The 25,231-nt window shown below is 74.5% G+C and carries 24 protein-coding genes; 7 read left to right on the top strand and 17 right to left on the bottom strand.

From position 1 onward, the window contains the following. Window positions 1–122 precede the first annotated feature (122 nt). Window positions 123–701 carry a mycothiol transferase gene (locus KMZ30_RS08205; RefSeq protein ID WP_215513525.1) on the bottom strand — a complete coding sequence of 193 codons (579 nt, stop codon included), beginning with the start codon at window positions 699–701 and terminating at the stop codon, window positions 123–125. Beyond that, window positions 698–1,273 (bottom strand): dienelactone hydrolase family protein, encoded by a 576-nt coding sequence (locus tag KMZ30_RS08200; protein WP_215513524.1) that lies wholly within the window; start codon window positions 1,271–1,273, stop codon window positions 698–700. The genes KMZ30_RS08205 and KMZ30_RS08200 overlap by 4 nt, the downstream gene beginning before the upstream one ends. A gap of 55 nt (window positions 1,274–1,328) precedes the next feature. Here KMZ30_RS08200 and KMZ30_RS08195 point away from each other — a divergent pair, with 55 nt between their 5' ends. Together KMZ30_RS08195 and KMZ30_RS08190 are read left to right on the top strand one after the other, a co-directional pair. Beyond that, window positions 1,329–2,300, top strand: a complete 972-nt coding sequence (locus tag KMZ30_RS08195) for a helix-turn-helix transcriptional regulator (RefSeq protein WP_215513523.1) — start codon at window positions 1,329–1,331, stop codon at window positions 2,298–2,300. A gap of 57 nt (window positions 2,301–2,357) precedes the next feature. Further along, window positions 2,358–3,764 carry an amino acid permease gene (locus tag KMZ30_RS08190; protein WP_308279807.1) on the top strand — a complete coding sequence of 469 codons (1,407 nt, stop codon included), beginning with the start codon at window positions 2,358–2,360 and terminating at the stop codon, window positions 3,762–3,764. A 32-nt stretch (window positions 3,765–3,796) separates the two neighbouring features. On the opposite strand, the gene KMZ30_RS08185 is transcribed toward KMZ30_RS08190, so the two are convergent. Together KMZ30_RS08185 and KMZ30_RS08180 are read right to left on the bottom strand one after the other, a co-directional pair. Then, entirely contained in the window at window positions 3,797–4,486 is a 690-nt protein-coding gene (locus KMZ30_RS08185; protein ID WP_215513522.1) for a VOC family protein, read from the bottom strand. A 61-nt stretch (window positions 4,487–4,547) separates the two neighbouring features. Further along, complete coding sequence (locus tag KMZ30_RS08180) at window positions 4,548–5,078, bottom strand: GNAT family N-acetyltransferase (protein WP_215513521.1); 531 nt, start codon at window positions 5,076–5,078, stop codon at window positions 4,548–4,550. Window positions 5,079–5,259: 181 nt separating this feature from the next. Between KMZ30_RS08180 and KMZ30_RS08175 the strand changes: the two genes are divergently transcribed. After that, window positions 5,260–5,889, top strand: a complete 630-nt coding sequence (locus KMZ30_RS08175) for a peroxiredoxin (RefSeq protein ID WP_215513520.1) — start codon at window positions 5,260–5,262, stop codon at window positions 5,887–5,889. Between the two features lie 116 nt (window positions 5,890–6,005). Here the strand turns inward: KMZ30_RS08175 and KMZ30_RS08170 are convergent, their stop codons facing one another. Then, window positions 6,006–7,289: an Nramp family divalent metal transporter gene (locus tag KMZ30_RS08170; RefSeq protein ID WP_215513519.1), complete on the bottom strand. Its 1,284-nt coding sequence runs from the start codon at window positions 7,287–7,289 to the stop codon at window positions 6,006–6,008. Between the two features lie 137 nt (window positions 7,290–7,426). After that, window positions 7,427–8,362 carry a dihydrodipicolinate synthase family protein gene (locus KMZ30_RS08165; protein ID WP_215513518.1) on the bottom strand — a complete coding sequence of 312 codons (936 nt, stop codon included), beginning with the start codon at window positions 8,360–8,362 and terminating at the stop codon, window positions 7,427–7,429. Between the two features lie 93 nt (window positions 8,363–8,455). Here KMZ30_RS08165 and KMZ30_RS08160 point away from each other — a divergent pair, with 93 nt between their 5' ends. Next, a complete protein-coding gene (locus tag KMZ30_RS08160; RefSeq protein WP_215513517.1) occupies window positions 8,456–9,520 on the top strand; it encodes a LacI family DNA-binding transcriptional regulator in 1,065 nt (354 codons plus the stop codon). A gap of 7 nt (window positions 9,521–9,527) precedes the next feature. Here KMZ30_RS08160 and KMZ30_RS08155 read toward each other — a convergent pair whose 3' ends face one another. The 8 genes from KMZ30_RS08155 to KMZ30_RS08120 all read right to left on the bottom strand — a co-directional run bounded on the left by KMZ30_RS08155 (window position 9,528) and on the right by KMZ30_RS08120 (window position 19,213). Next, window positions 9,528–10,052: a metallophosphoesterase family protein gene (locus KMZ30_RS08155; RefSeq protein ID WP_215513516.1), complete on the bottom strand. Its 525-nt coding sequence runs from the start codon at window positions 10,050–10,052 to the stop codon at window positions 9,528–9,530. Further along, a complete protein-coding gene (locus KMZ30_RS08150) occupies window positions 10,049–10,204 on the bottom strand; it encodes a DUF2256 domain-containing protein (protein WP_215513515.1) in 156 nt (51 codons plus the stop codon). The genes KMZ30_RS08155 and KMZ30_RS08150 overlap by 4 nt, the downstream gene beginning before the upstream one ends. 33 nt (window positions 10,205–10,237) lie before the next feature. Then, the gene (locus KMZ30_RS08145) at window positions 10,238–11,863 is read right to left on the bottom strand and encodes an ABC-F family ATP-binding cassette domain-containing protein (RefSeq protein ID WP_215513514.1); all 1,626 of its coding nucleotides are present in this window, start codon (window positions 11,861–11,863) and stop codon (window positions 10,238–10,240) included. A gap of 232 nt (window positions 11,864–12,095) precedes the next feature. Then, window positions 12,096–14,891: a sugar-binding protein gene (locus tag KMZ30_RS08140; RefSeq protein WP_215513513.1), complete on the bottom strand. Its 2,796-nt coding sequence runs from the start codon at window positions 14,889–14,891 to the stop codon at window positions 12,096–12,098. Between the two features lie 41 nt (window positions 14,892–14,932). Then, window positions 14,933–15,760, bottom strand: a complete 828-nt coding sequence (locus KMZ30_RS08135; protein WP_030527165.1) for a carbohydrate ABC transporter permease — start codon at window positions 15,758–15,760, stop codon at window positions 14,933–14,935. Next, a complete protein-coding gene (locus KMZ30_RS08130; RefSeq protein WP_215513512.1) occupies window positions 15,760–16,701 on the bottom strand; it encodes a carbohydrate ABC transporter permease in 942 nt (313 codons plus the stop codon). Before KMZ30_RS08130 ends, KMZ30_RS08135 begins: the two co-directional genes overlap by 1 nt. Next, window positions 16,698–18,062 (bottom strand): extracellular solute-binding protein, encoded by a 1,365-nt coding sequence (locus KMZ30_RS08125; RefSeq protein ID WP_215513511.1) that lies wholly within the window; start codon window positions 18,060–18,062, stop codon window positions 16,698–16,700. Before KMZ30_RS08125 ends, KMZ30_RS08130 begins: the two co-directional genes overlap by 4 nt. Next, on the bottom strand, window positions 18,059–19,213 hold the full coding sequence (locus KMZ30_RS08120) for a PfkB family carbohydrate kinase (RefSeq protein WP_308279806.1): 1,155 nt from the start codon (window positions 19,211–19,213) through the stop codon (window positions 18,059–18,061). Before KMZ30_RS08120 ends, KMZ30_RS08125 begins: the two co-directional genes overlap by 4 nt. A 135-nt stretch (window positions 19,214–19,348) precedes the next feature. Between KMZ30_RS08120 and KMZ30_RS08115 the strand changes: the two genes are divergently transcribed. From KMZ30_RS08115 to KMZ30_RS08105, 3 genes are read left to right on the top strand one after another with little or no spacing between them, the layout of a single operon-like run. Further along, complete coding sequence (locus tag KMZ30_RS08115; RefSeq protein ID WP_215513509.1) at window positions 19,349–20,110, top strand: DeoR/GlpR family DNA-binding transcription regulator; 762 nt, start codon at window positions 19,349–19,351, stop codon at window positions 20,108–20,110. Then, complete coding sequence (locus KMZ30_RS08110; RefSeq protein WP_215513508.1) at window positions 20,107–21,471, top strand: 6-phospho-beta-glucosidase; 1,365 nt, start codon at window positions 20,107–20,109, stop codon at window positions 21,469–21,471. Before KMZ30_RS08115 ends, KMZ30_RS08110 begins: the two co-directional genes overlap by 4 nt. Before the next feature lie 52 nt (window positions 21,472–21,523). Next, window positions 21,524–22,306 carry a lipase family alpha/beta hydrolase gene (locus KMZ30_RS08105; protein ID WP_215513507.1) on the top strand — a complete coding sequence of 261 codons (783 nt, stop codon included), beginning with the start codon at window positions 21,524–21,526 and terminating at the stop codon, window positions 22,304–22,306. A 4-nt stretch (window positions 22,307–22,310) separates the two neighbouring features. Here the strand turns inward: KMZ30_RS08105 and KMZ30_RS08100 are convergent, their stop codons facing one another. The 3 genes from KMZ30_RS08100 to KMZ30_RS08090 are packed head-to-tail and all read right to left on the bottom strand — an operon-like array spanning window position 22,311 to window position 25,212. Further along, window positions 22,311–23,123, bottom strand: a complete 813-nt coding sequence (locus KMZ30_RS08100; RefSeq protein ID WP_215513506.1) for an ABC transporter permease — start codon at window positions 23,121–23,123, stop codon at window positions 22,311–22,313. Further along, window positions 23,120–24,073 carry an ABC transporter ATP-binding protein gene (locus KMZ30_RS08095; protein ID WP_308279805.1) on the bottom strand — a complete coding sequence of 318 codons (954 nt, stop codon included), beginning with the start codon at window positions 24,071–24,073 and terminating at the stop codon, window positions 23,120–23,122. Before KMZ30_RS08095 ends, KMZ30_RS08100 begins: the two co-directional genes overlap by 4 nt. Beyond that, on the bottom strand, window positions 24,070–25,212 hold the full coding sequence (locus KMZ30_RS08090) for a hypothetical protein (protein ID WP_215513505.1): 1,143 nt from the start codon (window positions 25,210–25,212) through the stop codon (window positions 24,070–24,072). Before KMZ30_RS08090 ends, KMZ30_RS08095 begins: the two co-directional genes overlap by 4 nt. Window positions 25,213–25,231: the final 19 nt, after the last annotated feature.

Here is a 25,231-nt window from a genome sequence, read left to right as displayed (position 1 = left end):
CCCTCGTGGTCCGATCCTATCGAACACACGACCGAACTGCAAGGGTTGGACGGCATCGAAATGCCTGAGCCACAACCTCATTCGACTCATCAACACCACGCTGACCACCTTCCGGTGAGGGCTCAGGACGGCGCGCCCCCACCCGGTGGACGCCAGTCCTCCGGCGGGTCCTCACCGACCCGTCCGTCCACCGACTCGCGGAGCAGGTCGGCGTGGCCGGTGTGCCGGCCGTACTCCTCGAGGAGGTCGAACAACAGCCGCCGGATGCTCGCGTGCCGACCCTCCTCGTCCGCCGCGTGCGCCTCCCCGTCGAGGCCACGAGTGGCGACCGCCTCACGGACGAGTGCCCGGTTGCGCTCCACCGCACCGTCGTACAGCGCGTAGAGCACCTCCGGCGGGTCGGACGCGGCGGAGGTCATCTCCCAGTCGTCCTCGTCGTCCCAGCCGTTGTCGTCCCAGGCGTCCGGCATCGCCGTGCCGGAGAGGCGTCGGGTCGAGTAGAAGTCCTCCACCGTCGCGAGGTGCTTGAGCAGCGCCCCGAGGCTCAAAGCGGACGTGGGGATGGTCGCACGCAGCCCGTCGGCGTCGAGGCCGTCCACCTTGTACCGGAACGTGGCGCGCATCCGGTCCAGGGACCCGAGCAGCTGCTCGGCCTCGGAGCCGGCGAGCGGCGGCTCCCACGGCGGCGGGGTACGGCTCACGGCAGGCGCTCGAGCATCTCCAGCGAGCGCTCGACGACGAGCGCAGTGGCGTCCGCGTCGTACGACGGCAGGGAGCTGTCGACGAACAGGTGGACGTTGCCCGGGTAGACGAAGAGCTCTGCGGCGGAACGTCCCTCGACGAACTCGCGCGCGGCGTCGACGTCCCCCTCGGCGCCGAAGAAGGGGTCGTCGGCCATGCCGTGCACCTGCACCGGGAGCCCGTCGGGCCACGTGCCGAAGTTCGACGGGTCGGCGAACGCCTCGAACAGCAGGGCGCCCGCGACCCCGGTGTGGTTCTGCGCCACCTGCTGGGCCGCCATCACCCCGAGCGAGATGCCGGCGACGACGAACCCGTCACCGAGCCCGTCGGCGGCCGCGACGCCGCGGGCCCGCAACTCCGCGAAGCCCACCGACCCGACGTACGCCGCGCCCTCGTCGATCGAGGCGAAGGTGCGGCCCTCGAACAGGTCCGGCGTGTGCACGGTGTGCCCGGCGGCGCGGAAGCGGTCGGCGAGGTCGACGACCCCGGGGGTCAGGCCCTGGATGTGGTGGAGGAGCAGCATCTCGGTCATGCGCAGCACCGTAGGGGCGGTTGCGGACGGTCGGCGTCCGGTTGAGGATGGCGGCGTGCGCCCCGACACCAGCCCGGCCGCCCGCGCCCTCATCACGATGGAGGCGATCCAGGACGAGCCGGGCATCACCGCCGAGCGGCTCGCCGAGCGACTCGGGGTGTCCGCGAGGGCGGTCCGGCGCTACGTGGGCATCCTGCGCGACGCCGAGGTGCCGGTGGAGTCGACGCGCGGGCCGGCCGGCGGCTACCGGCTCGGCCGGGGCACGCGGCTCCCGCCGCTGGTCTTCAGCAGCGCCGAGGCGCTCGGGCTCGTCATGGCCGTGCTCGACGGCCACCACGCCGCGGCCGACCCGACCGACCCCGTCGGGGTGGCGGTCGCGAAGCTCCTGCGGGCGATGCCGCAGCACGTCGCCGACCAGGCCGACGTCGTGCGGCGCACCACCGCCGCCGCCCCGGACCGCGGAGCCGCGCGGCCCGACCCGGCGACCACCGTCGCGCTCGTGCGGGCGCGCACCGAGACCCGGTGCGTCACGGTGCACTACCGCTCCGAGAACGGCCGCGAGTTCGCGACCGACGTCGAGCCGTGGGCCGTCGTCGTGCGGCACGGGCGGTGGTACCTGCTCTGCCGGTCGCTGCGGTCGGGGTCGGTGCGGACCTACCGGGTCGACCGCGTCCACCGGGTCGACCTGCTGGACAGCACCTTTCGCGTGCCGGACGACCTCGACCCCGTCGCCTCCCTCGAGGAGCACCTCGGCGCGGGATGGGAGCACGCGACCGAGGTCGTCATCGACCTGCCGCTGGAGCGGCTCGACCACGTGCCGCGCACCCTCGGTCGGCTGGAGCCCGACGGCCCCGGCCGGACCCGGCTGGTCGGCACGACGAGCAACCTGCCGGGGTACGCGAGCGACCTCGCCCAGCTGCAGGTGCCGTTCACGGTCGTCGCCGGGCCGGAGCTGCGGGCGGCCGTCGCCGCCCTCGCCGATCGGCTCGCCGCCGCCGTCGCCGGGCCGCCCCCGTCGACCACCTGAGAGAAGCCCGGACCCTCCGGCGCGCGGGCCACCCCCGGGTGCGATAGGAACGTCCGGGTGACCACGCCCGACCAGACCTCGCAGAGCGGCCAGAGCCAGCTCGGGACGAGCCTCAAGCCCCGCCACATCACGATGATCTCGATCGCGGGGGTGATCGGTGCCGGCCTGTTCGTCGGCTCCGCCAACGCCATCGAGCAGGCCGGCCCCGCCGTGCTCGTCTCGTACGCCCTCGCGGGCAGCCTCGTCGTCCTCGTCATGCGGATGCTCGGCGAGATGGCGACCGCCAATCCCGACACCGGCTCGTTCTCGGTCTACTCGCAGCGCGCGCTGGGCCGCTGGGCGGGCTTCTCGGTCGGGTGGCTGTACTGGTGGTTCTGGGTGCTCGTCATCCCCGTCGAGGCGACGGCCGCGGCCGACATCCTCAGCCGGATGGTCGGCCTCGACCAGTGGATCTGGGCGCTGCTCGTGACGATCCTGCTCACCGGGACCAACCTCGTGTCGGTCGGCAACTACGGCGAGTTCGAGTTCTGGTTCGCGCTCGTCAAGGTCGTCGCGATCATCGCGTTCATCGCGCTCGGCGTGCTGGCCATCCTCGGCCTGCTGCCGACCTCGGAGGTCAGCGGTGTCTCACGGCTCTGGGAGCCGGACGGCTTCTTCGCGGGCGGCGGGGGCGCCATCATCGCCGCGATGCTCACGACGATGTTCTCGTTCATGGGCACCGAGATCGTCACCATCGCTGCGGCCGAGTCGCCGGACCCGGCCAAGGGCATCACCAAGGCCGTCAACTCGGTCATCTGGCGGATCTTCATCTTCTACATCGGCTCGATCGCGGTCATCGTCTCGCTCGTGCCCTACAACCGGCTCGAGAACGGCTCGTACCAGACGGTGCTCGAGGCGATCGGCATCCCGGGAGCGCCGGTCATCATGGACGTCGTCGTCCTCACCGCCGTCGCGTCCTGCCTCAACTCGGCGCTCTACACCGCCTCGCGGATGGTCTTCTCGCTCGCGGCCCGTGGTGACGCGCCGAAGGCCATCGGCCGGGTCAACGCGCGCGGCGTGCCCGTCGTCGCGATCCTGCTCTCGATGGTGCTCGGCTTCCTCGCGGTCGTCGGCAACTACGTGCTGCCGGACAAGATCTTCGGCTACCTGCTCGCGACGTCGGGCGCCATCGCGCTGTTCGTCTACCTGTCGATCGCCGTCAGCCAGCTCGTCCTCGGCCGCCGGATGCGTGCGTCGCACGAGGTGCCGCCGGTGCGGATGTGGCTGTTCCCCGGCCTGACCATGGTCGTCATCGGGTTCATCGTCGTCGTCATCGGCCTCATGGCCTTCGACCCCGGCCAGCAGCAGGCCATCGCCTTCTCGGTCGTGTCGGCGGCGGTCATCGTCGCGCTCGGGGTCCACCGCCAGCGGCGCGCGGGTGACGCGCACGAGGTCGTCGAGGACGAGCCGGCCGCCCGCGCCTGAGGCCGTTGGCCGGTCGGCGCCGCGCGCCCGGCTCAGGCGCCGGGGGCGCAGACGACGCCGCGGTTGCCGTCCGGGTCGGCGAGGACGACGAGCTGCGGCGCCTGGCTGTCGTCGACGACCGTCGCGCCCGCGGCGACGGCGGCGGCGATCCGCGGGCCGGCGGCCTCGGGAGCGACGTAGACCTCGACGTGGACCCGCTGCCCGGCGCGGTCCTCGGCGGGTTCGTCGAACCAGAGGTTGGGGATGCGCTGGGCGGCGTCCCGCACCTCGTCCCCGGGCGTGCCCCGGCCGCGGCTCGCGGGGTCGCCGGTCAGCAGCGCGGCCCACACCGGGGCGACGCGCGCGGAGTCGGGGGTGTCGAGGCCGAGCTCGAGCACGCTGACGGCGGCCGGGTCGGGGGTGAGACCGTGCGCGGCGGCGACCTCGGTGATGCGACGGGCGAGGTCGACGTCCTGCTGCGTCATCCACTCGACGACGTGCTCGGTGCCGTCGTCCTCGCGGTAGATCGCGTCCTCGGTGCTCAGCTTGAGGTCGACGACGCCCGGGGCGATCGCCACGCGCGGGTGGTGACCGATCTCGTCCCCCGCCTCGGCGACGGTGGCGACGAAGCGAGCCGCCGCCCCGAAGTCGTCGACGAGGTAGCGGGCGTGCAGCCCCTGGGCCAGCCGGCGCCAGTCGGCGAGCGCGGCCGCGTCGATGTCGTCTCCCCCGAGCATGTCCATGGCGGGCGACCCTAGCCCCGATCGGCCGTGAACGACAGCCCCCGGGGACGACGGCTCCCGCTCAGGGAGCGGCGAGCTCGAAGACCTCGAGGGTGGTGTCCATGTACCTGGTGCTCGGGCCGAGGCTGCGCATCCCCAGCCGCCGGCACACGGCCGCCGAGGCAAGGTTGTCGGGGTGGACGACGGCGACGACGCAGGTCAGCCCCCGGGCGAAGGCGTCGTCGACGACGGTCCGAGCGGCCTCGGTGGCGTAGCCGTGGCCCCAGGCGTCGGGGTGCAGGTGCCAGCCGACCTCGACCTCGGGCGGCCGGTCCGCCCGTTCGCCCGTGCTCAGGGGCACGGGCTTGAGGAGGAGGTTGCCGAGCCGGCGCCCGTCGTGGTCCACGACGAGCCAGACGCCGTGGACGTGGTGCGCGCTGATGGCCCGCCGTCGGTGGATGGACGCCAGCGCCTCGTCGCGCGAGGTCATCGTCGACGGGGCCGCGCCGAGGTGCCGGACGACCTCCCAGCGGCCCTCGAGGTCGAGGAGGAAGTCGGCGTCGGCGGGCTCCCAGGGCCGCAACGTCAGCCGCTCCGAGGCGAGGGTGCGCACGGCGCCGACCCTAGCGACGCCGGGGTCGTTGCGGTGTGCGCGTGCAGCTGCCGGGGCATCCGGCAGGAACCCCGGCGTCGGGAGCCACCGGCATTGGGCGTCCGGAGTGCGGGCACCGTGAGACGTCGCACGGTCTCCATCGATAACGTGGAGGTAGCCATCTTCCAACGAGGAGTTATCGATGTCCCTCCACCTCGGCGACACCGCCCCCGACTTCACCGCCGACTCGACGGCCGGCCCGATCAGCTTCCACGAGTGGAAGGACGGCGCCTGGGCCGTGCTCTTCAGCCACCCGGCCGACTTCACGCCCGTCTGCACGACCGAGCTCGGCCGGACCGCGGCGCTGGCGGGAGAGTTCGCCGCGCGCAACGCCAAGCCGATCGCCGTCTCCGTCGACTCTGTCGAGGACCACGGCCGCTGGGTGCCGGACATCGCCGAGGTCGGTGGGGTCGCGGTCGACTTCCCGATCATCGCCGACCAGGACCGCGCCGTCGCGCAGGCCTACGACATGATCCACCCCGGCGAGGGCGACACCTCGACCGTGCGGTCGGTCTTCCTCGTCGACCCCGGCAACAAGGTGCGCCTGACCATCACCTACCCGAAGTCGGTGGGGCGCAACTTCACCGAGATCCTCCGGGCCCTCGACGCGCTCCAGCAGACGGACGCCGCCCCGGTCTCGACGCCGGCCGAGTGGCAGCCGGGCGACCGGGTCATCGTCGCCCCGACCATCTCGACCGAGGACGCCCGGGAGCGCTTCGAGAACGTCGACGAGGTCAAGCCCTACCTGCGCTTCGCCGACGCCCCGGCCTGAGCCGGCGGGCGTCCGGCCCGAGACACGGGTTCGTCCACGAGACCCCGGCTCCGAGCCGGGGTCTCGTGGACATTTCGGGGTGACCCCGAAAAGGTGAGGTCACCACAGAGGGCGGGTCAGGACAGGAGCGTCGTGGCCAGCCGCACCGACGTGGCGATGATCGCCACGAGCCCGATGGCCCCGACGACGTTCTGCCACGGTCGGTTGCGCAGGTCGCCCATGAGCGAGCGGCGGTTGCTCATGACGAGGATGAGCGCGCCGAGTACCGGGGCCACGAGGACGGTCAGCGACTGCGCGACGACGATGAGCTCGACCGGCGAGCCCTGGAAGAGCAGGGTCGTCGCGAGGCCGAAGGCGAGGATGGCGCCCGTGACGACCTTGGCCGTCGGCGACCCCGACGACGGGCCGCGGCCCAGGGCGTCCGAGAGCATCGTCCCGCCGGCCGTCGCGTTGGCGACCATCGACGAGAACGCGGCGCCCGAGAGCCCGAGGGCGAAGAGCAGCGCGCCCACCGACCCGCCGAGCGGCTCGAAGACCTTGGCGAGGCCGACGATCGTCGTCGCCTTCTCGCCGGTGGCCCCGAGGACGGCCGCCGCGACGACGATGACGAGCGCGGTCATGATGCCGGGGGCGACGATGCCGGGCACGGTGTCGGCCACGGTGACGTCGCGGTACTCGGAAGCGCGGCGACGGCGCTCGCGGGTGCAGTACGCCGTGTAGAAGGCCGCGTTGATGGAGAAGTTCGTCCCGACGAGCGCCACGACGAGCACGGTGCTGCCGGCCGGCAGCTCGGGCACGAGCCCGTAGGCGGCCTGCGCCCAGTCCGGCCGGGCGACGAACGCGCTCGTCACGAAGCCGATCGACATGAGCGCGACGACCGCGACGAGCATCCGCTCGACGACCGAGTAGACGTTGCGCGCCAGCAGCACGAGCGCGACGGCGACCGTCGCGAGGATGCTCCAGAGCACGGGCTTGCCGCCGAAGACCATCGAGAGCCCGAGACCCGACCCGACCGCGTTGCCGACCGAGAACATCAGCGTGATGCAGAAGACGCCGACGCCGGCGACCCAGCCGGCCGGGCGGCCGAGGTGCTCCTTGATCGAGGTGATGAGCGAGACGGGCGTCCGGATGCCCAGGCGCACGCTCATGTCGGTGTAGACGAGCATGAGCACCGTCGACACGGCGATGACCCAGACGAGGGTGTAGCCGTAGGCGCTGCCGGCCTGGACGGCCGTCGTGAGGTTGCCCGGCCCGAACTGCCAGGCCCCGACGACGAACGCCGGGCCGACGAGGGCGAGCTGCCGGAGGAAGGGCCGCGGGCGCCGCGGCTCGTCGGGGTCCGGCGCCGCGGGGGCGGTCGCCGGGCGCGGGGCGGTGCTGATGTCGGTGCGCTCGCTCATCGCGAGACCTCCTCTGGCGGCGCGGCCGCCGGTCGTCGTTGACCCGGGTGGTGCGCCGGCAGCAGTGTCTCAGCCACTGCGGCCGGTGGGGAGGGTGGCGGGACGGGGGTCCGTCCCGCCACCGGTGGGGTGTGCGGTCAGGCCGGCACGGAGGTGCGCGTGAGCCCGGCGCTGGAGAGGGCGGCGGCGATCTCGGCGTGCGCGCCGTCGGCCAGCGGCAGCAGCGGCGAGCGGACGGTCGCGTGCTCGAGGATGCCGCGGGCGACGAGCCCCTCCTTGAGCGCGACGGTCCCCTCCATGTGCGAGCCGCGGTGGTAGACCGTACGCGTCACGGGCAGCAGCCGGTCGTGGATGGCGCGGGCCGCCGCGTAGTCGCGTGCCTTGCCGGCCTCGATGAGCTCGACGAGGGGCTCGGGCGCGAGGCCGCCGTAGCCGACGAGCGCGCCGTCGACGTCGAACATCGTGTGGAGCAGGTACTCGTCGTGGCAGGTGAGGACCTGGAGGTCCGGGTGGGCGGCGCGCAGGGCGGGGATCTCGGTGTCCCAGCGACGCATGTTGCGCACGCCGTTCTTCGTCGCGAAGACCCCCTCCTGGCCCGCGATGTCGATCTGGGTCTCGAGGTCGTAGCTGGCCTTCGTGGCGTCCGGGTACTGGAAGAGGATGAGCGGCAGGCCGCTGGTCTCGAAGATCTCGCGGTAGCGGGCCTGCGGCGCCCCGGGCTGGAAGCCGAAGCGGAGCCAGCCGTGCGAGGGGTAGACCAGGCCGGCCGACGCGCCGGCCTCGACGGCCCGGCGGGCCTCGAGCGCGGCCACGGTGCTGCCCTCGCCGGTGATGCCGGCGATGATCGGCAGCCGGTCGCCGACGGCCTCGCGGAAGGCGCGGATGGTCTGCGCCTGCTCGTCCTGGGTGAGGAACGTGCCCTCGCCGGCGTGGCCGAGGACGACGAGGCCCTTGACCCCCTCGACGGACGCGAGCCAGCCGCCGAGCCGGTGGATGGCCGCCTCGTCGACGGCGCCGTCGCGAGTGAACGGGGTGACGGGGGCGGGGACCAGGCCCCGGAGGTCGAGAGTCATCGGTGACCCTTTCGGTCGAACGGTGCAATCGTTGCTGGGAACGTTTGCAAGAACGATTGCAACGATGCACCCGCAGCGCGGTACTGTCAAGGCATGTCCGAGGGAGATGTCGCGTCCGCAGGTCGCGGGGCCACGGCGCTCGACCCGGCGGCCGGGGCCCGCGGCCGCGTCGTCACCCTGCGCGACATCGCCGACGAGGCCGGCGTGAGCATCTCGACGGTCAGCCGTGTCCTCGACGAGCGCACCCCTCGCTCCGGCAACGCGACCGCCCAGCGGGTGCGCGAGGTCGCCGACCGGATGGGCTACCGTCGCAACACCGTCGCCTCGGCGCTGCGGCGGGGGAGCACGGGCACCATCGGCGTCGTCGTGCCCCGGCTGACCGACGCCGTCATGGCCATGGTCTACGAGGCCATCGAGCGCGCCGCCCGGGCCCGCGGCCTCTTCGCCGTCGTCACGACGAGCGGGGACGACCCCGACGACGAGCGCGAGGCCGTCGAGACCCTCCTCGACCGCACCGTCGAGGGGCTCGTCCTCGCTTCGGTCCGGCTCGACGACGACCTGCCGGAGCGGCTGCGCACCGCCGGCGTCCCGCACGTCCTCGTCATCCGGACCGACGACGTCAGCCCGAGCTCGCTCGGCGACGACGAGATGGGCGGCTGGCTCGCCACCCGCCACCTGCTGGACCTCGGCCACGAGCGCATCGGGCTCGTCACCGGGCCGGGGTTCGCCTCGAGCGCCCGTGACCGGCTCCGCGGGGCGCGGCGGGCCCTGGAGGAGGCGGGCGTCGAGGTGCCCGAGGGGTGGGTCGTCGGCGACGGCTACCGGACCGAGCACGGCATCGCCGCCGCGGAGCGGCTGTTCGCCGGCCCGGACCGACCGACGGCCGTCTTCGCCGCCAACGACAACCTCGCCCTCGGCGTGATGGCGGTCGCGCACCGGCGCCGGATGGTCGTCGGCGAGGACCTCGCCCTCGTCGGATACAACGACACCCCGGTCGTCGCCAACCTCTCGGTGCCGATCACCTCCGTGCGCGTCCCGTTCGACCAGATCGCGACGACGGCCCTCGACCTGCTGCTGTCGCCCGGGGGTCGCGGCGGGGTCCGGCGGGCGATGCCGACCCTCATCCCGCGGGCCTCGAGCGGCCGACCGCTGCGCTGACGCGCGGTCAGGCGGGGGTGCGCGGCGGGAGACGGTGGAGCTCCACGTCGTGGACGCCGCCTCCGGCCAGGCGCAGGGTCATCCACGTGAAGTCCGGCTGGCGCCGGCGGTCGGTCGGCGAGCCGGGGTTGAGCAGCCGGAGGCCGTCGTGCGCGGTGTCCCACGGGATGTGGCTGTGCCCGAACACGAGCAGGTCGACGTCGGGGTACTCGAGGCGCATCCGCTCCTCGCGGCGCTGCTTCTGGCCGGTCTCGTGGACGACGGCGACGCGGACGCCCTCGATGCTCGCGCGGGCGACCTCGGGCAGCCGCGCCCGCAGGCCGGGGCCGTCGTTGTTGCCCCAGCACGCGAGCAGCCGGGCGCTGCGGGCCTCGAGGGCGTCGAGCGTGGCCTCGTCGACCCAGTCTCCGGCGTGCACGACGAGGTCGGCCGCGTCGACGGCGTCCCAGAGCGGCGCCGGCAGGTCCTTGGCCCGCTTGGGCAGGTGGGTGTCGCTCATGAGCAGCACCCGCGTGCCGGCCCCGGCGCTCATGCGTCGTCCTTCGGGCGGCTGCGGCGGCAGGCCTCCGAGCAGTAGCGCACCTCGTCCCAGTCGCGGGCCCACTTCCTGCGCCAGGCGAACGGCCGGCCGCACGTCGCGCAGACCTTGGTGGGCAGGTCGGCCTTGCGGGTCATCCGCGCCATCGGGCGTCCTGGCGGTGGCGGCGGCTCATCGCCTCACCGTACGTCGCCGCGCGGGGGGAGCGGCAGCTCGCGTGCGGTCCATCGACGCCGCAGCCAGCGGTCGTGCGAGGCGACGAGCACGGTGGCGGGCGAGACGTCGACCGCCTCCTCGAGCTCGTCGACGAGGGTGAGCGAGAGGTGGTTCGTCGGCTCGTCGAGGAGGAGGACGTCCGGGCGGGCCAGGACGACGAGGGCGAGGGCGAGCCGTCGCTGCTGGCCGAGGCTGAGGTCGCCGACCGGGCGGGCGGCGTCGCGCGGGTGGACGAGCCCGAGCGGCAGGAGCACGGCCCGCGCGTCGTCCTCGGCGAGGCCCTGCTGGGTGGCGACGAGCTGCTGCGGGCTGCGTCGAGGGTCGTCGAAGGCGGTGTCCTGCGCGAGTCGCGCCACCCGGCCGCCGACGTCGACGCCGCGGTGCCGCGGGGCGTCGGCGAGGGCGCGCAGCAACGTGGACTTGCCGCAGCCGTTGGGCCCGGTGACGAGCAGGTGCTCGCCGGCCGCGACGTCCAGCCGCGCGAGCCGGAGGCGTCCGGGCACGTGCAGGTCGCGGACCCGCACGCCCGAGGACGGTGCGCCCCCGCGGCCGAGGTCGACGTCCAGCCGCAGCCGCGCGGGCGGCCGCGGCACGGGGTCGGCGACGATGCGCTCGAGCCTGCGCTCGGCGTCCTTGGCCCGGCGGCGGGCGGCGGTCTGCACGCGCGAGCCCTTGAACGCGTGGATGAACCTGTCGTTGTCGGTCGGGCCCCGGCCGTGGGCGACGCCGCCCTCGCGGGTCACGGCCCGCTCGCGCAGGTCCGCGACGAGCTCGCGCTCCTCGAGCCACTGCTCCTCCCAGCGCCGGCGCGCGGCCGCCTTGGCCGCGCGGTAGTCGGCGAAGGAGCCGGTCCAGGACGCCCCGCCGACACCGTCCGTGCCGCGGTGGCGCGGGTCGAGGTCGACGACGCCGGTGCAGGCCCGCTCGAGCAGCACCCGGTCGTGGCTCGCGACGAGCACGGCTCCCGGCATCGACGACAGCTCGGACTCGAGGAATTCGAGCGCGGCGTCGTCGAGGTGGTTGGTCGGCTCGTCGAGGAGGAGCGCGTCCGGACGGCGCACGAGCAGCGCCGCGAGGGCGAGGCGGGTGCGCTCGCCGCCGCTCGTCCAGGCGACGAGCCGGTCGTGGGGGATGCGCTCCAGCCCGAGCGCGTGCGCCGCCACCTCGGCCCGGCGGTCGGCGTCCCACGCGTCGCGGGCGACGGCCCGGGCCAGGGCGTCGTCGTACGCGGCCGACGTGGCGGTGTCGTCCGGCCGGGTGGCGAGGTCCGTGGCGAGCCGCTCGACGTCCGCGGCGAGGCGGTGCAGCGGTGCGAGGGCGGCGCGCAGGACGGCGCCGACGGTCGCGGACGGGTCGAGCCCGGAGTCCTGCGGCAGGAACCCGAGGTCGCGGGGGACGCTCGCGGACCCCGAGGTCGGGACGAGCCGGCCGGCGAGGCAGGCGAGGAGCGTCGACTTGCCGGAGCCGTTCTCGCCGACGAGCCCGACGCGGTGGCCGGGCGGGACGGTGAGCGTGACGCCGTCGAGGACGAGGCGGCCGTCGACGGCGTAGGACAGGTCGCGGACGACGAGGGGGGAGGATGCCGGCACGGGGACTCCACGCGGTGGTGCGGGCGTGCTCGCCGGGCGGTGCCTCGGGCGCGAGCAGGGCGTGGTGTCAGTGCTTCATGGTCCGACCACGGTACCCCGGCGCCTCCGGGTGGTCGCAACCGCCATCGTCTCCGGAGCCCCTCGCACGCAGGTGCGGGCTACACCGCAGTATGTGCTGCTCTGGCGACACTTACTGCGGTGTAGCCCGCGATGGGTGGTGCGGGGCAGGGGGTCAGCGGGGGCGGGCCACCGACGCCAGCGTGCCGCCGGCCCGGTCGAGCCAGCCGACGTAGACGCGGGTGTTGCTCCCGCCCCGCCGGTCGAGGTCGACCGTGACGCTCCGGTGCCCGGCGCCGCCGATGCTGACGGTGCGGGACCCGATCGTGCCGCGGCCGTCGACGACGTAGATGTGCGCCGTCCCGGCGGCGTTGGCGTGCAGGCGAACCCACGCGGTGTCCTTCGACGTCGTCACGCGCTCGACCCACCCGGCGCGCTGCGGCGCGCTGGCCGGGCCACCTGCGAGCGGCACGTCGTTGCGCACCGCCTGCTCCAGCGACGGCGGGCTGTCGAGCGACGACAGCGCCGTGCGCGGGATGACCGGCTCCGGCGCCTCGGTCGGACGGTCGGCCGGCGGGGTGTAGCCCGGCAGCGTCGCGACGCCCCAGCGGTACGGGTCGCCCTGCACGCCACCCCAGGTCGACCAGCCGATGCGGGTCTGGCCGGTCTTGTCCTGGGTGTCGGAGTCGTAGACGAACAGGTCGAGCCCGAGGTGCTCGGGGTCGACCGCGCCGGGGAGCTCCGACATCGGGATGGACACCTCGACGGTGTAGCCGTCGTAGGGCTCGTCCATCGTCGACGCCACCTTGATGCCGGGAGCGGTCTCGGCCGCCGGGCCCTGGTGGTTGTCGGCGTCGCGCAGGCCGCACGCCGGACCCTCCGCCGTGGCGGGGAGGACGGCCGCCTTGAACGTCGTCGAGGTGTTCTCGCTGTCGCCTCGCGGGTCGATCGCGATCTCGACCGAGTCGGTGCGCCAGTGCCGCTTGCAGTCCGCGGTGTCGAGCCGGGTGCCGAGCACGTCGTCGGTCACGTGCACGAGGACGTTGAGCGTGTCCTCGTGCCAGGCGACCTTCGCCGTGGCCGAGCAGTCGGCGGCCGAGGAGCAGGCCGTGCCCTCCCAGAGGCGGGAGATGTCGATGGCCTCGCCGGGGTACTCGCCCGGCGACTCCTTGCCGTCGACCACCGGGGCGGCGGAGGCCTCCTCGATCGTCGTCGTCGGCACGATCTCGAGGGCGCCGGCGGCCGTCGAGGTCCCCGCCCGGGTCGTCGTGACGATCCGGTAGGCGTAGTCACCGGCGGCGGCACCGGGGGTGCCGCCCTGGTTGGCGGTCGGGAGCGAGGCGTCGGTGTTGGTGACGGTGAACGTCACGCTGCCGTCCGCCCCTGCCGCCAGCGGCCCGTAGTCGGCGCTCGCCGGCTCGGCGGAGAAGCCGTCGGGCAGCTCGAGGGCCACCGTGCCGGCATCCGGGCGGGTCCCGTTGTTGTGCAGGTCGACCCGGACCTCGCGGCTCCTGCCGGACGCGATGGGCAGGACCGGCGTGACGGTGCCGCTCAGCTGCGGCTCGTCGGCCTTGCCCGGGGCCCACCGCTCGAAGTCGGCGACCTGCGGCAGCAGCTGCTGACGCGCCGAGACGGTCGGGACGACCTCGACGACGCGGTCGGAGTAACCGGACCCGACCTTCGTCGAGAGGCGGGCGGCGACGCGCGCCCGCTGTCCGGCGTCGGCGTCGCCCGCCGGGGTGACGGTGAACGTGCGGGTGACCGTGCGCCCGGGCGTCACGGTGCCGACCCAGCGGTTGCCGGTCACGGTCCAGCCGTCGGGGACGTCGAGCGCGACCGAGGCGCCCGGGAGGGCGCGGCCCGGCGCGGTGACGGACACCGTGGCCTTGAAGGACCGGCCGGGCAGGACCCCGAAGCGGTCGGTGTCGACCCGCAGGCCGGTGCCGAGCGGGACGGTGCCCGGTGCGTGCACCGTGGACCCGGCGAGCGCGGACCAGGAGCGCTGCGCCGCAGCGGTGCCCGGCTCGGCGAACGGCACGCGCGAGTCGACCTGGCGGAAGACGTCGCAGCCGATCTTCGTCGGGTCGGTCGGCACGTCGGGGAACCCGGCCCAGCCCTGGGAGGCGTACTGGCGCTGCGCGTCGCGCTCGACGGCGGCCCAGGTGCGGCCGTCCGGCGAGGTGGCGCCGGCCCACACGCCGTAGACCGTCTGGGTCGGGTCCTTCGGGGCGAGCTGCGCCATGCACTGCTCACCGGTCGGGGCGGTGGCCGACCCGCGCATCATCAGCTTGTCGGGCGAGAACGGCCGCAGGCCCTCCGTGCGGATCTGCTCCGGGTAGCGCGTCGGGTCGCCCGCGGCCGCGAAGGCCTCGGTCGCGAGGCGCGCGGCCTCCTGGTGGTTGCCGTGGTTGCCGGGAGACGGCGCGGGGTCCATCGTGAAGAGGATCTCGGGGCGGGTCTCGCGGATGACCCGGACGACCTTGCCGAGGACCTCGTCGTGGTCCCAGACCTCCTGGGTCAGCGGGTCGCTGACGGTGTAGTAGAAGTCGACCTCGTCGAGGTTGAAGATGTCGGTGATGCCCGCCCGACCGACGGCCGAGCGCTCCTCCTTCTCGCGCAGGAGGCCGAGCGGCGGGCCCTCCTCGGGGCCGACCGCGTTGCCGCCGCCCTCGCCGCGCGTGACGGTGACGACGCCGGTGCGCAGGTGGTTGTCGTGACCCCACTGCCCGTAGGCCGACAGCGAGCCGGCCTCGTCGTCGGGGTGCGCGCCGATGAACAGCGCCCCGAGGTCGACCGGCTTCCCGGCTGACGTCGTCGAGGTCGGTGGGCGCGAGGAGTGCCCTCCGCCGTGGTGGTCACCGGACGTGGTCGCCGCGGCGGCCCCCGCCCCGGTGAGCGCGAGCGCGACGGTGGTGGCGAGCGTCGCCACCCTCCGCGCGGACGCGCGTGGTCTGCTGACGTGCGTGGTCATCGTTGACCCCAATCCCTGTCGGTGGTGCGGAATCCCCTGCCCTACTCCCGGACTGCTCCTTCGAGCATCCCAGCGATGAAGTGGCGCTGCAGGAACAGGTAGAGCACGACCACCGGGGTCGCGACGATGCAGGCACCGGCCGCGAGGAGGGTGAAGCCCTGCGTGTACTGCCCCTGGAAGAACGCCAGGCCGAGCGGCGCGGTGCGCAGCGACTCGGAGACGACCATGACGAGGGGGACGAGGAACTCGTTCCACGTCCACATGAAGGTGAGCACGGTGAGCGTGACGACCGCCGGCCGGGCGAGCGGCACGAGCACCTGCCAGAGGATGCGCCACGTCGAGGCGCCGTCGAGCCGCGCGGCCTCGACGACCGACCGGTTCGCGGAGCGGAACCAGGCCCGCATCCAGAAGGTGCCGAACGCCACGGACTGCGCGACCTGCGGCAGCAGCAGCGCCCAGATGGTGTCGGTGAGCCCGAGCGCGCGCAGGTCGTAGTACAGCGGCACGAGCACGGCCTCGCTCGGCATCATGATGCCGACGAGGAAGACGTAGAAGAGCACGGTCGCCCCGCGGAAGCGCATCGTCCCGAGGGCGTAGCCGGCGAGCAGCGAGAACACGACGCTGACGACGACGACCGTGCTCGAGACGAGGAGGCTGGTGCGCAGGTAGCTGCCGAACCGGCCCTGGTTCCAGGCGGTCACGAAGTTCTCGGGGTGCAGGCCGAGGACGCCGGCGCCCACGGTGCCGCCCGCGGCGTCGTCCGGCCCGAGGGCCGCGACGACGACCCCGAGGATCGGCCACAGCGCGAAGACGGCGAAGGCCGCGAGGATGACGTAGTTGGTGGCGCGCTCGGCGCGGGAGACGCGCATCAGCGGTCCCGCTCCGCGATCCGGGTGATGCCGAACGAGATCGCGAAGATGATGACGGTCAGCACGACCGCGATGGCCGCGGCCGACCCGACGCGCCCCTGCTGGAAGGCGCGGTTGTAGACCTCGTACGACGGCACCGACGTGCTCGTGCCGGGGCCCCCGCGGGTCGTCACGTAGACGAGGTCGAAGGTGCGCAGCGCCGCGATCACGGTGAGCGTCAGGGCGACCGCGATCTCGCCGCGCAGCGCCGGCAGCGTGACGACGAAGAACTCGCGCACGGCCCCGGCGCCGTCGAGCCGGGCGGCCTCGTAGAGCTCGGTCGGGATCTTCCCCATCCCGGCGAGCAGCAGCACGGTGACGAGCCCGATCTCGAACCACGTGCCGATGAGGCCGACCGCCGGGAGCGCGGCGGTGTAGTCCCCGAGCCAGCCGCGGGTCAGGGCGTCGAGGCCGATCGCCGACAGCAGGTCGTTGATGCTGCCGTCGGGCGCGTACATCCGGCGCCAGGCCACGGCGATGACGACCATCGCGACGACCTGCGGCAGGAAGACGACGGTGCGGAAGAAGCCGAGGCCGCGGACCTTGGCGCGGCCGAGGACGGCGGCGAGGACGAGGCCGACGACGAGGGGCAGCAGCGCGTAGAAGGCGATGAGGACGAGGGCGTGCCCGAAGGACGCGCGCAGGGCCGGGTCGCCGACGACCTCGACGTAGTTGTCGAGGCCCGCCCAGGTCGCGAGCGTGTTGCCGTTCCAGTCGTAGAGCGAGATCTGGACGGCCCGCAGGAGCGGGTAGAGGAGGAAGGCCGCGTAGACGAGGAGCGCCGGCAGGACGTAGAGCCAGCCGACGGCGCGCGGCTCCCCGGGGGGCCCGCCGCGGCGTCGGCGGCGGGTCCCCTCGGGGGTGCGGGCGCGGCTGGGTGCCGCGGTCGCGGTGTCGCTCATCCGTTCTGGGCGACGAAGTCGCCGTAGTCCTTCTGCACCGTCTCGAGGAACTGCTCGGGCGTGGCCTTCTTCGCGAGGAGGTCCTGGAGGGCCGCGCCGAGGGTGTCGGACATCGTCGGCGTCGCGTAGTCGAGGTACGGGACGAGCGAGTCGTCGTCGACGGCGGTGCCGAAGGCGGTGAAGACGTCCTGCCCGATCGCGCTCGGCGCCTTCTGGTCGGCGGTGTCGGCGACCGGCAGGTTCTCGGTCTTCGCGAGGACGCCCATCGCGTCCTTGTTGGTGATGAAGTCGATGTAGGCCGCGGCCGCGTCGGGGTTCTTCGTCTTGCTCGAGACCGCCCACGGGATGCCGGTGCCGCCGGTCGCGACGGGCGCCTGCTGGGCCTTCGGCGGCAGGACGAAGGTGACGTCGTCGCCCATCGCCTTGCCGAGGTCGGCCTGCAGCCAGGTGCCGGCGATGAGGTAGGCGCCGGTGCCCTTGCTGAACTGCTGCCAGGCGGGGTCGTAGCCGAGGCCGTTGACGTCCTTGGAGAAGTAGCCCTTGTCGACCCAGTCGACGAGGGTCTGCGCGGCCTTCGTGTTCTCGGCGGTGGTCCAGCTGCCGCCGGACTGGCCGAAGCCGAGGGTGCGGATCTGGTCGGCCGGCGTGGTCTGCGCCTGGACGGTGCCGAAGACGTGGATGGCGGGCCACTTGTCGAGGTTGCCGAGGACGAGCGGCTGCTCGCCGGCGTCCTTGATCTTCTGGAGGCTCGCCTCGAAGCCGGCCCAGTCCGTCGGGACCTCGGAGACACCGGCCTTCGCGAGGACGGCCTTGTCCGCGTAGACGCCGACGACCTCGCCGACCTGCGGCAGGCCGTAGAGGTTGCCGGTGCCGAACGTCTTGCCGTCGGGCGAGTAGCTCGAGTACTTCCGGACCGACTCGGGGTAGCGGTCGGTCCAGCCGTAGGCGTCGGCGTAGCGGTCGAGCGGCAGGAGCTGCCCCGCCTGGACGAACTTGCCCATGTCCGGGCGCCCGTTGTTGGCCTGGAAGACGTCCGGGGCGTCGTTGCCGGAGAGCGCCAGGCCGAGGGTGGTCTTGAGGTCGTCGAACGAGCGCGAGACGCGCTTGAGCGTGATGTTCGGGTACTTCGCCTGGAACTCCTTGTTGAGCTCCTCGATCTGCGCGGCCTGGCCGCCGCGGACCTCCTGGTCCCAGACGGTCAGGGTGACCTGGCCGAGCGACGCGGGGTCGGTGTTGACCGTCCCGGTCGGGGCGGCGCTGGACCCCGTGCCGTCGCTGCCCGACCCGGGGGTGCAGGCGGTGAGGGCCAGGGCGCCCAGGGCGCCGACGGCGATCAGGCGGGTGGTGGGTCGTCTCCTCATGCGGGTGCTCCTCGGTGGATGACGGTGCCGCGGGGGTATCCCTCGACGTCGACGTGGCGGGCGATGGTGGCGGTGGCGCGACGTCCGGCGCCGACGGGGACGTCCTGGACGAGGTCGTCGAGGAACGCGTACCGGCGGCGGACCGAGCGGTGGTAGCTGTCGGTGGCGTCACCGTCGCGCAGGTGGTGCCACCAGTCGGCGATGTCGCCCCAGCCGGGGGCGGCGAGCGAGCCGCCGAAGTGCTGCACGGCGAGCGCCGAGCACAGCGCGGCGAACGAGATGCGCTGCTGGAGAGGCCATTCCGCGAGCGTCCCGAGCACGACGGCGGCCCCGAAGACGTCGCCGGCGCCGGTGGGGTCGAGGGCGTCGACGCGCAGCGCGGGGACGACGGCCTCCTCCCCGGTGCGCGAGTCGATGGCCAGCGCGCCCTCCTCGCCGTTGGTGACGACGGCGAGCGGCACGAGGTCGGCGAGCGCGTAGAGCGCCTCGCTCGGCGTGCGGGTGCGGGTGTAGGCCATCGCCTCCACGGCGTTGGGCAGGAACGCGTCGCACGTGCCGAGCTGGTCGAGCACGGTGCGCGGCCAGGTGCCACTGGGGTCCCAGCCGACGTCGGCGAACACGAGCGCACCCTGCGCCCGGGCCTTCTCGACCCACGTCGGCTCGTCGGCGTCGACGAGCAGCCGGTCGGGCGCGAGCTCGGCCATGACGGCGCGGCTGCGCGGCGGCTCGCCGATGAGCGCGGTGGCGTCGAGGGGCGGCGGGTGGCCGTGGCTGACCATCCCGCGGTCGCGGGCGACGGCCATCGAGACGGTGACCGGCGAGTGCCAGCCCTCGAAGCGGCGCGAGCGGGAGAGGTCGACGCCCTCCTCGTCCGCGAGGGTCTCCCAGCAGAAGTCGCCGTAGGCGTCGTCCCCGAACGCGGCGGCGAGCGAGGTGTTGAGGCCGAGCCGCCGGGCGGCGACGGCGAGGTTGGCGATGCCGCCGGGGCACGAGCCCATCCCCGTGGCCCAGACCTCCTGACCGCCGTCGGGCAGCGCCTCGAGGCCGGTCATGATGATGTCGAGGAAGACCGTGCCCCAGACGAGGACGTCGATCTGCGGGGCGTCGTCGGCACGCTGCACGGCGAGCGGGTCGAAGGCCGGGGACGGCACGGCGGGCTCCTCGGGTGGGCAGGGCGGTCGAAGGGCCAAGCATGCACCCGACGGCGGGGTCGGACAAGCAGTCGGTGCACACAAATGTTCATCCGTGATCATGACGTGACGAAATCTGATCGGTACAGTGACGGCATGCGAGCGGCCCGGCAGCGATCCATCGTCGGTCGCCTCCGCGCGCGCGGGGTCGCCTCCACCGAGGAGCTCGCCGAGCTGTGCGGGGTGTCCGTCGCCACCGTCCGGCGCGACCTCATCGAGCTCGAGCGCCTCGGCTCGCTGCGCCGCGTCCACGGCGGCGCCGTCCCGACGAACGTCGCCGACGCCGACGCGCTGCGCGGGTTCGCCGAGGTCGCGGCCACCGACGCCGCGGACAAGGCGGCGCTCGCCCGGCGGGCCGCCGCGATGGTCGCCGACGGCGACTCGGTCGTCCTCGACATCGGGACGACGACGATGCTCCTCGCCCGCGAGCTGCGCGGTCGGCACGTCACGGTCGTCACCGCGAGCCTCGCCGTCCTCGACGTCCTGCGCGACGACGACGCCGTCGAGCTCATCCTCCTCGGCGGCATCGTCCGCCGGACCTACCACTCGCTCGTCGGGTCGCTCACCGAGGACGCGCTGCGCCAGGTGCAGGGCTCGTACGTGTTCCTCGGCGCCAGCGGCGTCCGGGCGGACGGCACGGTGCTCGACACGACCGCGGTCGAGGTGCCGGTCAAGCGCGCCCTGCTGCAGGCCGGCGACACCTCGGTGCTGCTCGTCGACCGGCACAAGATGCCCGGCACCGGCTCGCTGCGCGTGTGCGAGGCCGGCGCCGTCGACCTCGTCCTGACCAACGAGGGGGCCGACCCCGCGACCCTGGCGGCCTGTCGGGCCGCCGGCACGGAGGTGGTGCTCGCATGAAGCTCGCGATGCTCGGCGGTGGGGGCTTCCGGACCCCGCTCGTCTACGGCGCCCTGCTGCGCGACCGGCACGAGCGCCGGGTCGACGAGGTGTGGCTGCACGACGTCGACGAGGAGCGGCTCGCCGCCATCGGGCGGGTGCTCGCCGAGATGGCCGACGGCGACCCCGAGGCGCCGCGCGTGCGCACGAGCACCGACCTCGACACCGCGCTCGAGGGCAGCGACTTCGTCTTCTCCGCCATCCGGGTCGGCGGTCTCGAGGGGCGCACGGCCGACGAGCGGGTCGCCCTCGACCTCGGCCTGCTCGGCCAGGAGACCACCGGCCCCGGCGGCCTCGCCTACGGGCTGCGGACCGTCCCCGTCGCGCTGCACGTCGCCGAGCGCGTCGCCGCGGTCGCCCCCGACGCCTGGGTCATCAACTTCACGAACCCGGCCGGGATGATCACCGAGGCGATGCAGTCGGTGCTGCACGACCGCGTGGTCGGCATCTGCGACAGCCCGATCGGGCTCGCACGACGCGCCGCCGCGACGCTCGGCATCGACCCGGCCCGGACCACCGTCGACTACGTCGGGCTCAACCACCTCGGCTGGCTGCGCGGCCTGCACTTCGACGGGCGCGACGTCCTGCCCGACCTCCTCGCCGACGACGCCGCGCTCGCCTCGATGGAGGAGGGGCAGCTCTTCGGGCTGGACTGGGTCCGCACGCTCGGGGTCGTGCCCAACGAGTACCTCTACTACTACTACTTCACCCGCGACGCGGTGCGCTCGATCACGGCGGCGCCGCAGACCCGCGGCGAGTACCTGCTGGAGCAGCAGCAGGGTTTCTACGCGTCGCTGCGCTCCGGAGGGCCCGGCGGCCCGGGCGGGTCCGGTGCGCTCGCCGAGTGGGACCGCGTGCGGATGGAGCGCAACGCCACCTACATGCAGGAGGCGCGCGGCGAGGACGAGGAGCGCGACGAGGCCGACGTCCAGGGCGGCGGCTACGAGGGGGTCGCGCTCGCCATCATGGCGGCGATCTCCCGCGGCGAGCCGGCCGAGCTCATCCTCAACGTGCGCAGCCGGGGCACGGTCCCGGGCCTGCCGGACGACGCGGTCGTCGAGGTCCCCTGCACCGTCGACGCCTCCGGCCCCCGCCCGCACCCGCTGCCGCCGCTCACCGGGCACCCGCTCGGGCTCGTCGAGCAGGTCAAGGCCGTCGAGCGGCTCGTCATCGGCGCGGCGCGCACCGGCTCCGAGCGCGACGCGGTGCAGGCCTTCGCCCTGCACCCGCTCGTCGACTCCGTCACCGTCGCCCGCGAGCTCCTCGCCGGCTACCGGGCGCGCATCCCCGCGGTCGACGCCGTCTTCGCACGCGGTCGCTGAGGCCGGGTCCGGGCCACCCGCCTCGTAGCATCGGCCGGGTGGGAGACCGACGATGAGCCCGCGCCGCCGGGCGTTCCTCGCGGGGGCGCTCGCCGTCGTCGTCCTCGGGGTGCTCGCGCTCGTGCTCGTCCCCCGGCTGCGGTCGGACCCGGCCGACACCGCCGCCGGCCCGGTCCTGCTCGTCCCCGGGTACGGCGGCAGCACCGCGTCGCTCGCCCCGCTCGTCACCGCCCTCCGGACGGCGGGCCGCGACCCGCGCGTCGTCGAGGTCGGGGACGGCACCGGTGACCTCGTGGCCCAGGCGGCGGCCGTCGGGCGGGCCGCCGACGCCGCGCTCGCCGAGGGTGCCGCGTCCGTCGACGTCGTCGGCTACTCGGCCGGGGGCGTCGTCGCGCGCGTGTGGGTGGCCGGCGACGGCGCCGGGGTGGCCCGGCGCGTCGTCACGCTCGGCTCGCCGCACCACGGCACGACCGTCGCCGACCTCGGCGCCCTCCTCGGAGGGGCCTGCCCCACGGCCTGCCGGCAGCTCGCCGAGGGCAGCGACCTGCTCACCGGCCTGCCCGAGACCCCGGGCAGCGCCCGCTGGACGAGCATCTGGACCCGCGACGACGAGACCGTCACCCCGCCGGACTCGGCGGTCCTCGCGGGCGCCGAGGACGTCGAGCTGCAGGCCGTCTGCGTGGACGCGCGGGTGACCCACGGCGGCCTGCCCGGCGACCCGCTGAGCGTCGGGGTCGTGCTGCGCTCGCTCGGCCGCACCGCCCCGGACGCCCCGCCCACGAGCGCGGACTGCGCGGCCCTGCGGGCGGCCGGCGCCGGGGCGCTCGGCGGCTGACGGCTCAGCTCGTGACGTCGCGGGTCGTGAAGTTCGCCCACGCCGCGCCGAGGAAGACGAGCACGTACCCGGCCTGCACGAGCGCGCCGGCCTGGAGGTCGTGCCACGGGATGGGGTCGCGGAACAGGTCCACCCACGCCAGCCAGTACCGGGTCGGGAGGTAGTCGCGGACCGAGCCCGCCGCGTCGAGCGTCACGAGGACGGTGCTGCTCACGAGGGCGGCCAGCCCGCCGAGGGCCGCGCCGAGCGAGGAGTCGGTGAGCGTCGAGAGGAACAGCGAGATGGCCGCGAGCCCGACCATCGACCAGCCGATCGAGAGCACCATGACGCCGGTGCGCCACGCGAGGTCGGTCGGGGTGAGGGCGGTGCCGGAGAGCGTGGTCGTCGTCAGCTGCCCCGAGTTCCCCAGCAGCGTGATGCCCGTGACGTACCCGACGACGGCCACGGCGACGACCGCCAGCAGCGTGTACGCGACGACCGACACGAGCTTGGCCGCGAGGAGCCGGGTGCGGCCCACCGGCCGGACGAGGAGGTAGCGCAGCGTCCCCGTCGACGCCTCGCCCGCGACCGCCTCGCCCGCCTGCACCGCGACGGCGATCGGCAGGAAGAACGGCAGGACGATGCCGAGCGCCGCCGCCGGGTAGAGCGCGCCGTTGCCGAGGACGGCCGCCAGCAGGGTCGGGCCCTGGCCCGGCCGGGGCGCGATCCCGGTGACCGACAAGAAGACCGCGACGACGACCGGCAGCAGGCAGAGCAGCCCGATGCTCACCCAGGTGCGGGGACGCGAGACGAGCTTGCGCAGCTCGACCCGGATCACGAGGTCAGCTCCAGCACCGACTCCTCGAGCGTGCGTCGTTCGGGGGCGGCCTCGAGGACGGCGACCTCGGCCCGCACGAGGCGCGACGTCGCCTCGGCGACGCTCGACCCCTCGAGGACCAGGCGGCCGCCGGGCTCCCCGGTGCGTCGCCGGTCCGGTGGGGGCACCCCGAGCGCCCGGGCGGCGGCCTCCACGTCGTCGACGTCGACGACGGTGCGGCCGGTCGGACCCCGCAGGGCGTCGAGGTCGTCCTGGGCCACGAGCCGGCCGCGGTGCAGCACACCGACCCTCGTGCAGAACAGCTCGACCTCGGCGAGCAGGTGGCTGGAGAGGAACACCGTCGTGCCGCCCTCGTTGAGGCGCAGCAGGAGGTCGCGCACCTCGGCGATGCCGCGCGGGTCGAGGCCGTTCGTCGGCTCGTCGAGCACGAGCAGCCGCGGCCCCCGCAGGAGGGCGGCCGCCAGCCCGAGGCGCTGGCGCATCCCGAGGGAGTAGGCGCGGACCGGCTTGCGGCCGACGTCGGCCAGGCCGACCTCCTCGAGGACCGACTCGATGCGCCGCCGCCGGCTGCGTCGGGAGCCGACCTCGGCGGCGAGGGGGTCGCCGACGTCACGGGGGCCGGCGGCGTCGAGGAGGCGCAGGTTGGCCCGGGCCGACAGGTGCGGGTAGGCCGCCGGACCCTCGACGAGGGCGCCGACCTGCGCGAGGGCGGCCGCGGCCTGGCGCGGCACCGGGTGGCCGAGGACCTCGGCCTCGCCGCTCGTCGCGTGGACGAGGCCGAGGAGCATCCGCACGGTCGTCGTCTTGCCCGAGCCGTTGGGCCCGAGGAAGCCGTACCGGTCGCCCGGCCGCACGAGCAGGTCGAGGCCGTCGACGGCCGTGACCCGCCCGAAGCGCTTCGTGAGGCCCCGCGTGGCGACGGCGGGGGTGTCGGGGCGGGGGTCGGTCACTGGTCCTCCCGGAACGGGGGTGGTGAGGCGAGCAGGGCGGTGGCGACCTCGTCGAGCAGCGCGGGCTCGACGAGCCCGGCCACGACGTAGGCGTGGAAGCGGTCCTCGCCGCGGACGAGCTCGACGTTGAGCAGGCTCGAGCCGATGCGGACGACGGAGCCGCCGGGCAGCTCCTCCTCGACCGAGCCGGCGCGCGTCGCGTTGCCGACGACCTCGCGCGCCACGCGGCCGGGGAGGGGCAGGACGAGGACCCGGGTCAGGCCGGTGCCGTAGGTGCTCGCGCCGTCGAGGACCTGCGTCGACGCCGGGAGGCCCGCGAGCTCGTCCGGCAGGTCCCACGGCGAGCGCTGCGCGACCCGGGCGACGAGGTCGGGGGCGGAGTCCAGGGAGCGTCGCGCGGTCGGCGGCGCCGGCGGGCTCAGGACGTCGGCGGGGGGCCGTCCGGTGCGCACCCCGCTCACCTCGCTGACGAGGGCGTCGGCCCCCCCGCGCGCGGTGACGACGACGCGCAGCGGCAGGCCGGTCTCGCGGTCGACCCAGACGTCGGCGCGGGCGAGGGTGCTGCGGGCCGAGGCGGGGACGACGCGCAGGCCGTCCGTGGTGCGTCCGTCGATGCGCTGCGCGGGCAGGGCGGACAGGCGGTCGTCGGGTCCGACGGCGGACAGCAGGCGGCGGCCCGCGTTCGGTGCGACGAGGTCGTCGGCCCGGGGCAGGCGGACCGACGGGTCGCCGGTCACGGTGGCGAGCCGGCGGCTGCCGTAGTCCCACGTCGTCGTCGAGGTGGCGAGGCCGTAGGTGTCGCGCTCACCGGTCGCGTCGACGGTGTCGACCCGCCAGCGCCGCGGACCGTCCCACCAGATGCGGGTGCGGGTCGTCCCGCCGAGGAGCGTCGCGAGGTCGCCGAAGCCGCCGACGTCCGGCAGGGCCAGCCCGCCGCGGCTCTCGCCGACGGCGGTGTAGGCGACGGACGCCGACGCCAGGGCCCGCTGGCGCACCTCTGTGGGGGTCGTCGTCGCCGCCCCGACCGCCACGGTCGACCGGAGGACCGGAACCGCGGCGAGCATCCCAACGAGCACGCCGGTCGCCGCGACGACGGCCGCCCACCGCCGCCGCGCGTCACGGCTGACGACGGTGCCCATACGGCATCCTCACCCGGGA

Source organism: Phycicoccus mangrovi, from assembly GCF_018729305.1.
Taxonomy (GTDB): domain Bacteria; phylum Actinomycetota; class Actinomycetes; order Actinomycetales; family Dermatophilaceae; genus Phycicoccus; species Phycicoccus jejuensis.
This window is presented reverse-complemented; position numbering and strand designations above follow the sequence as displayed.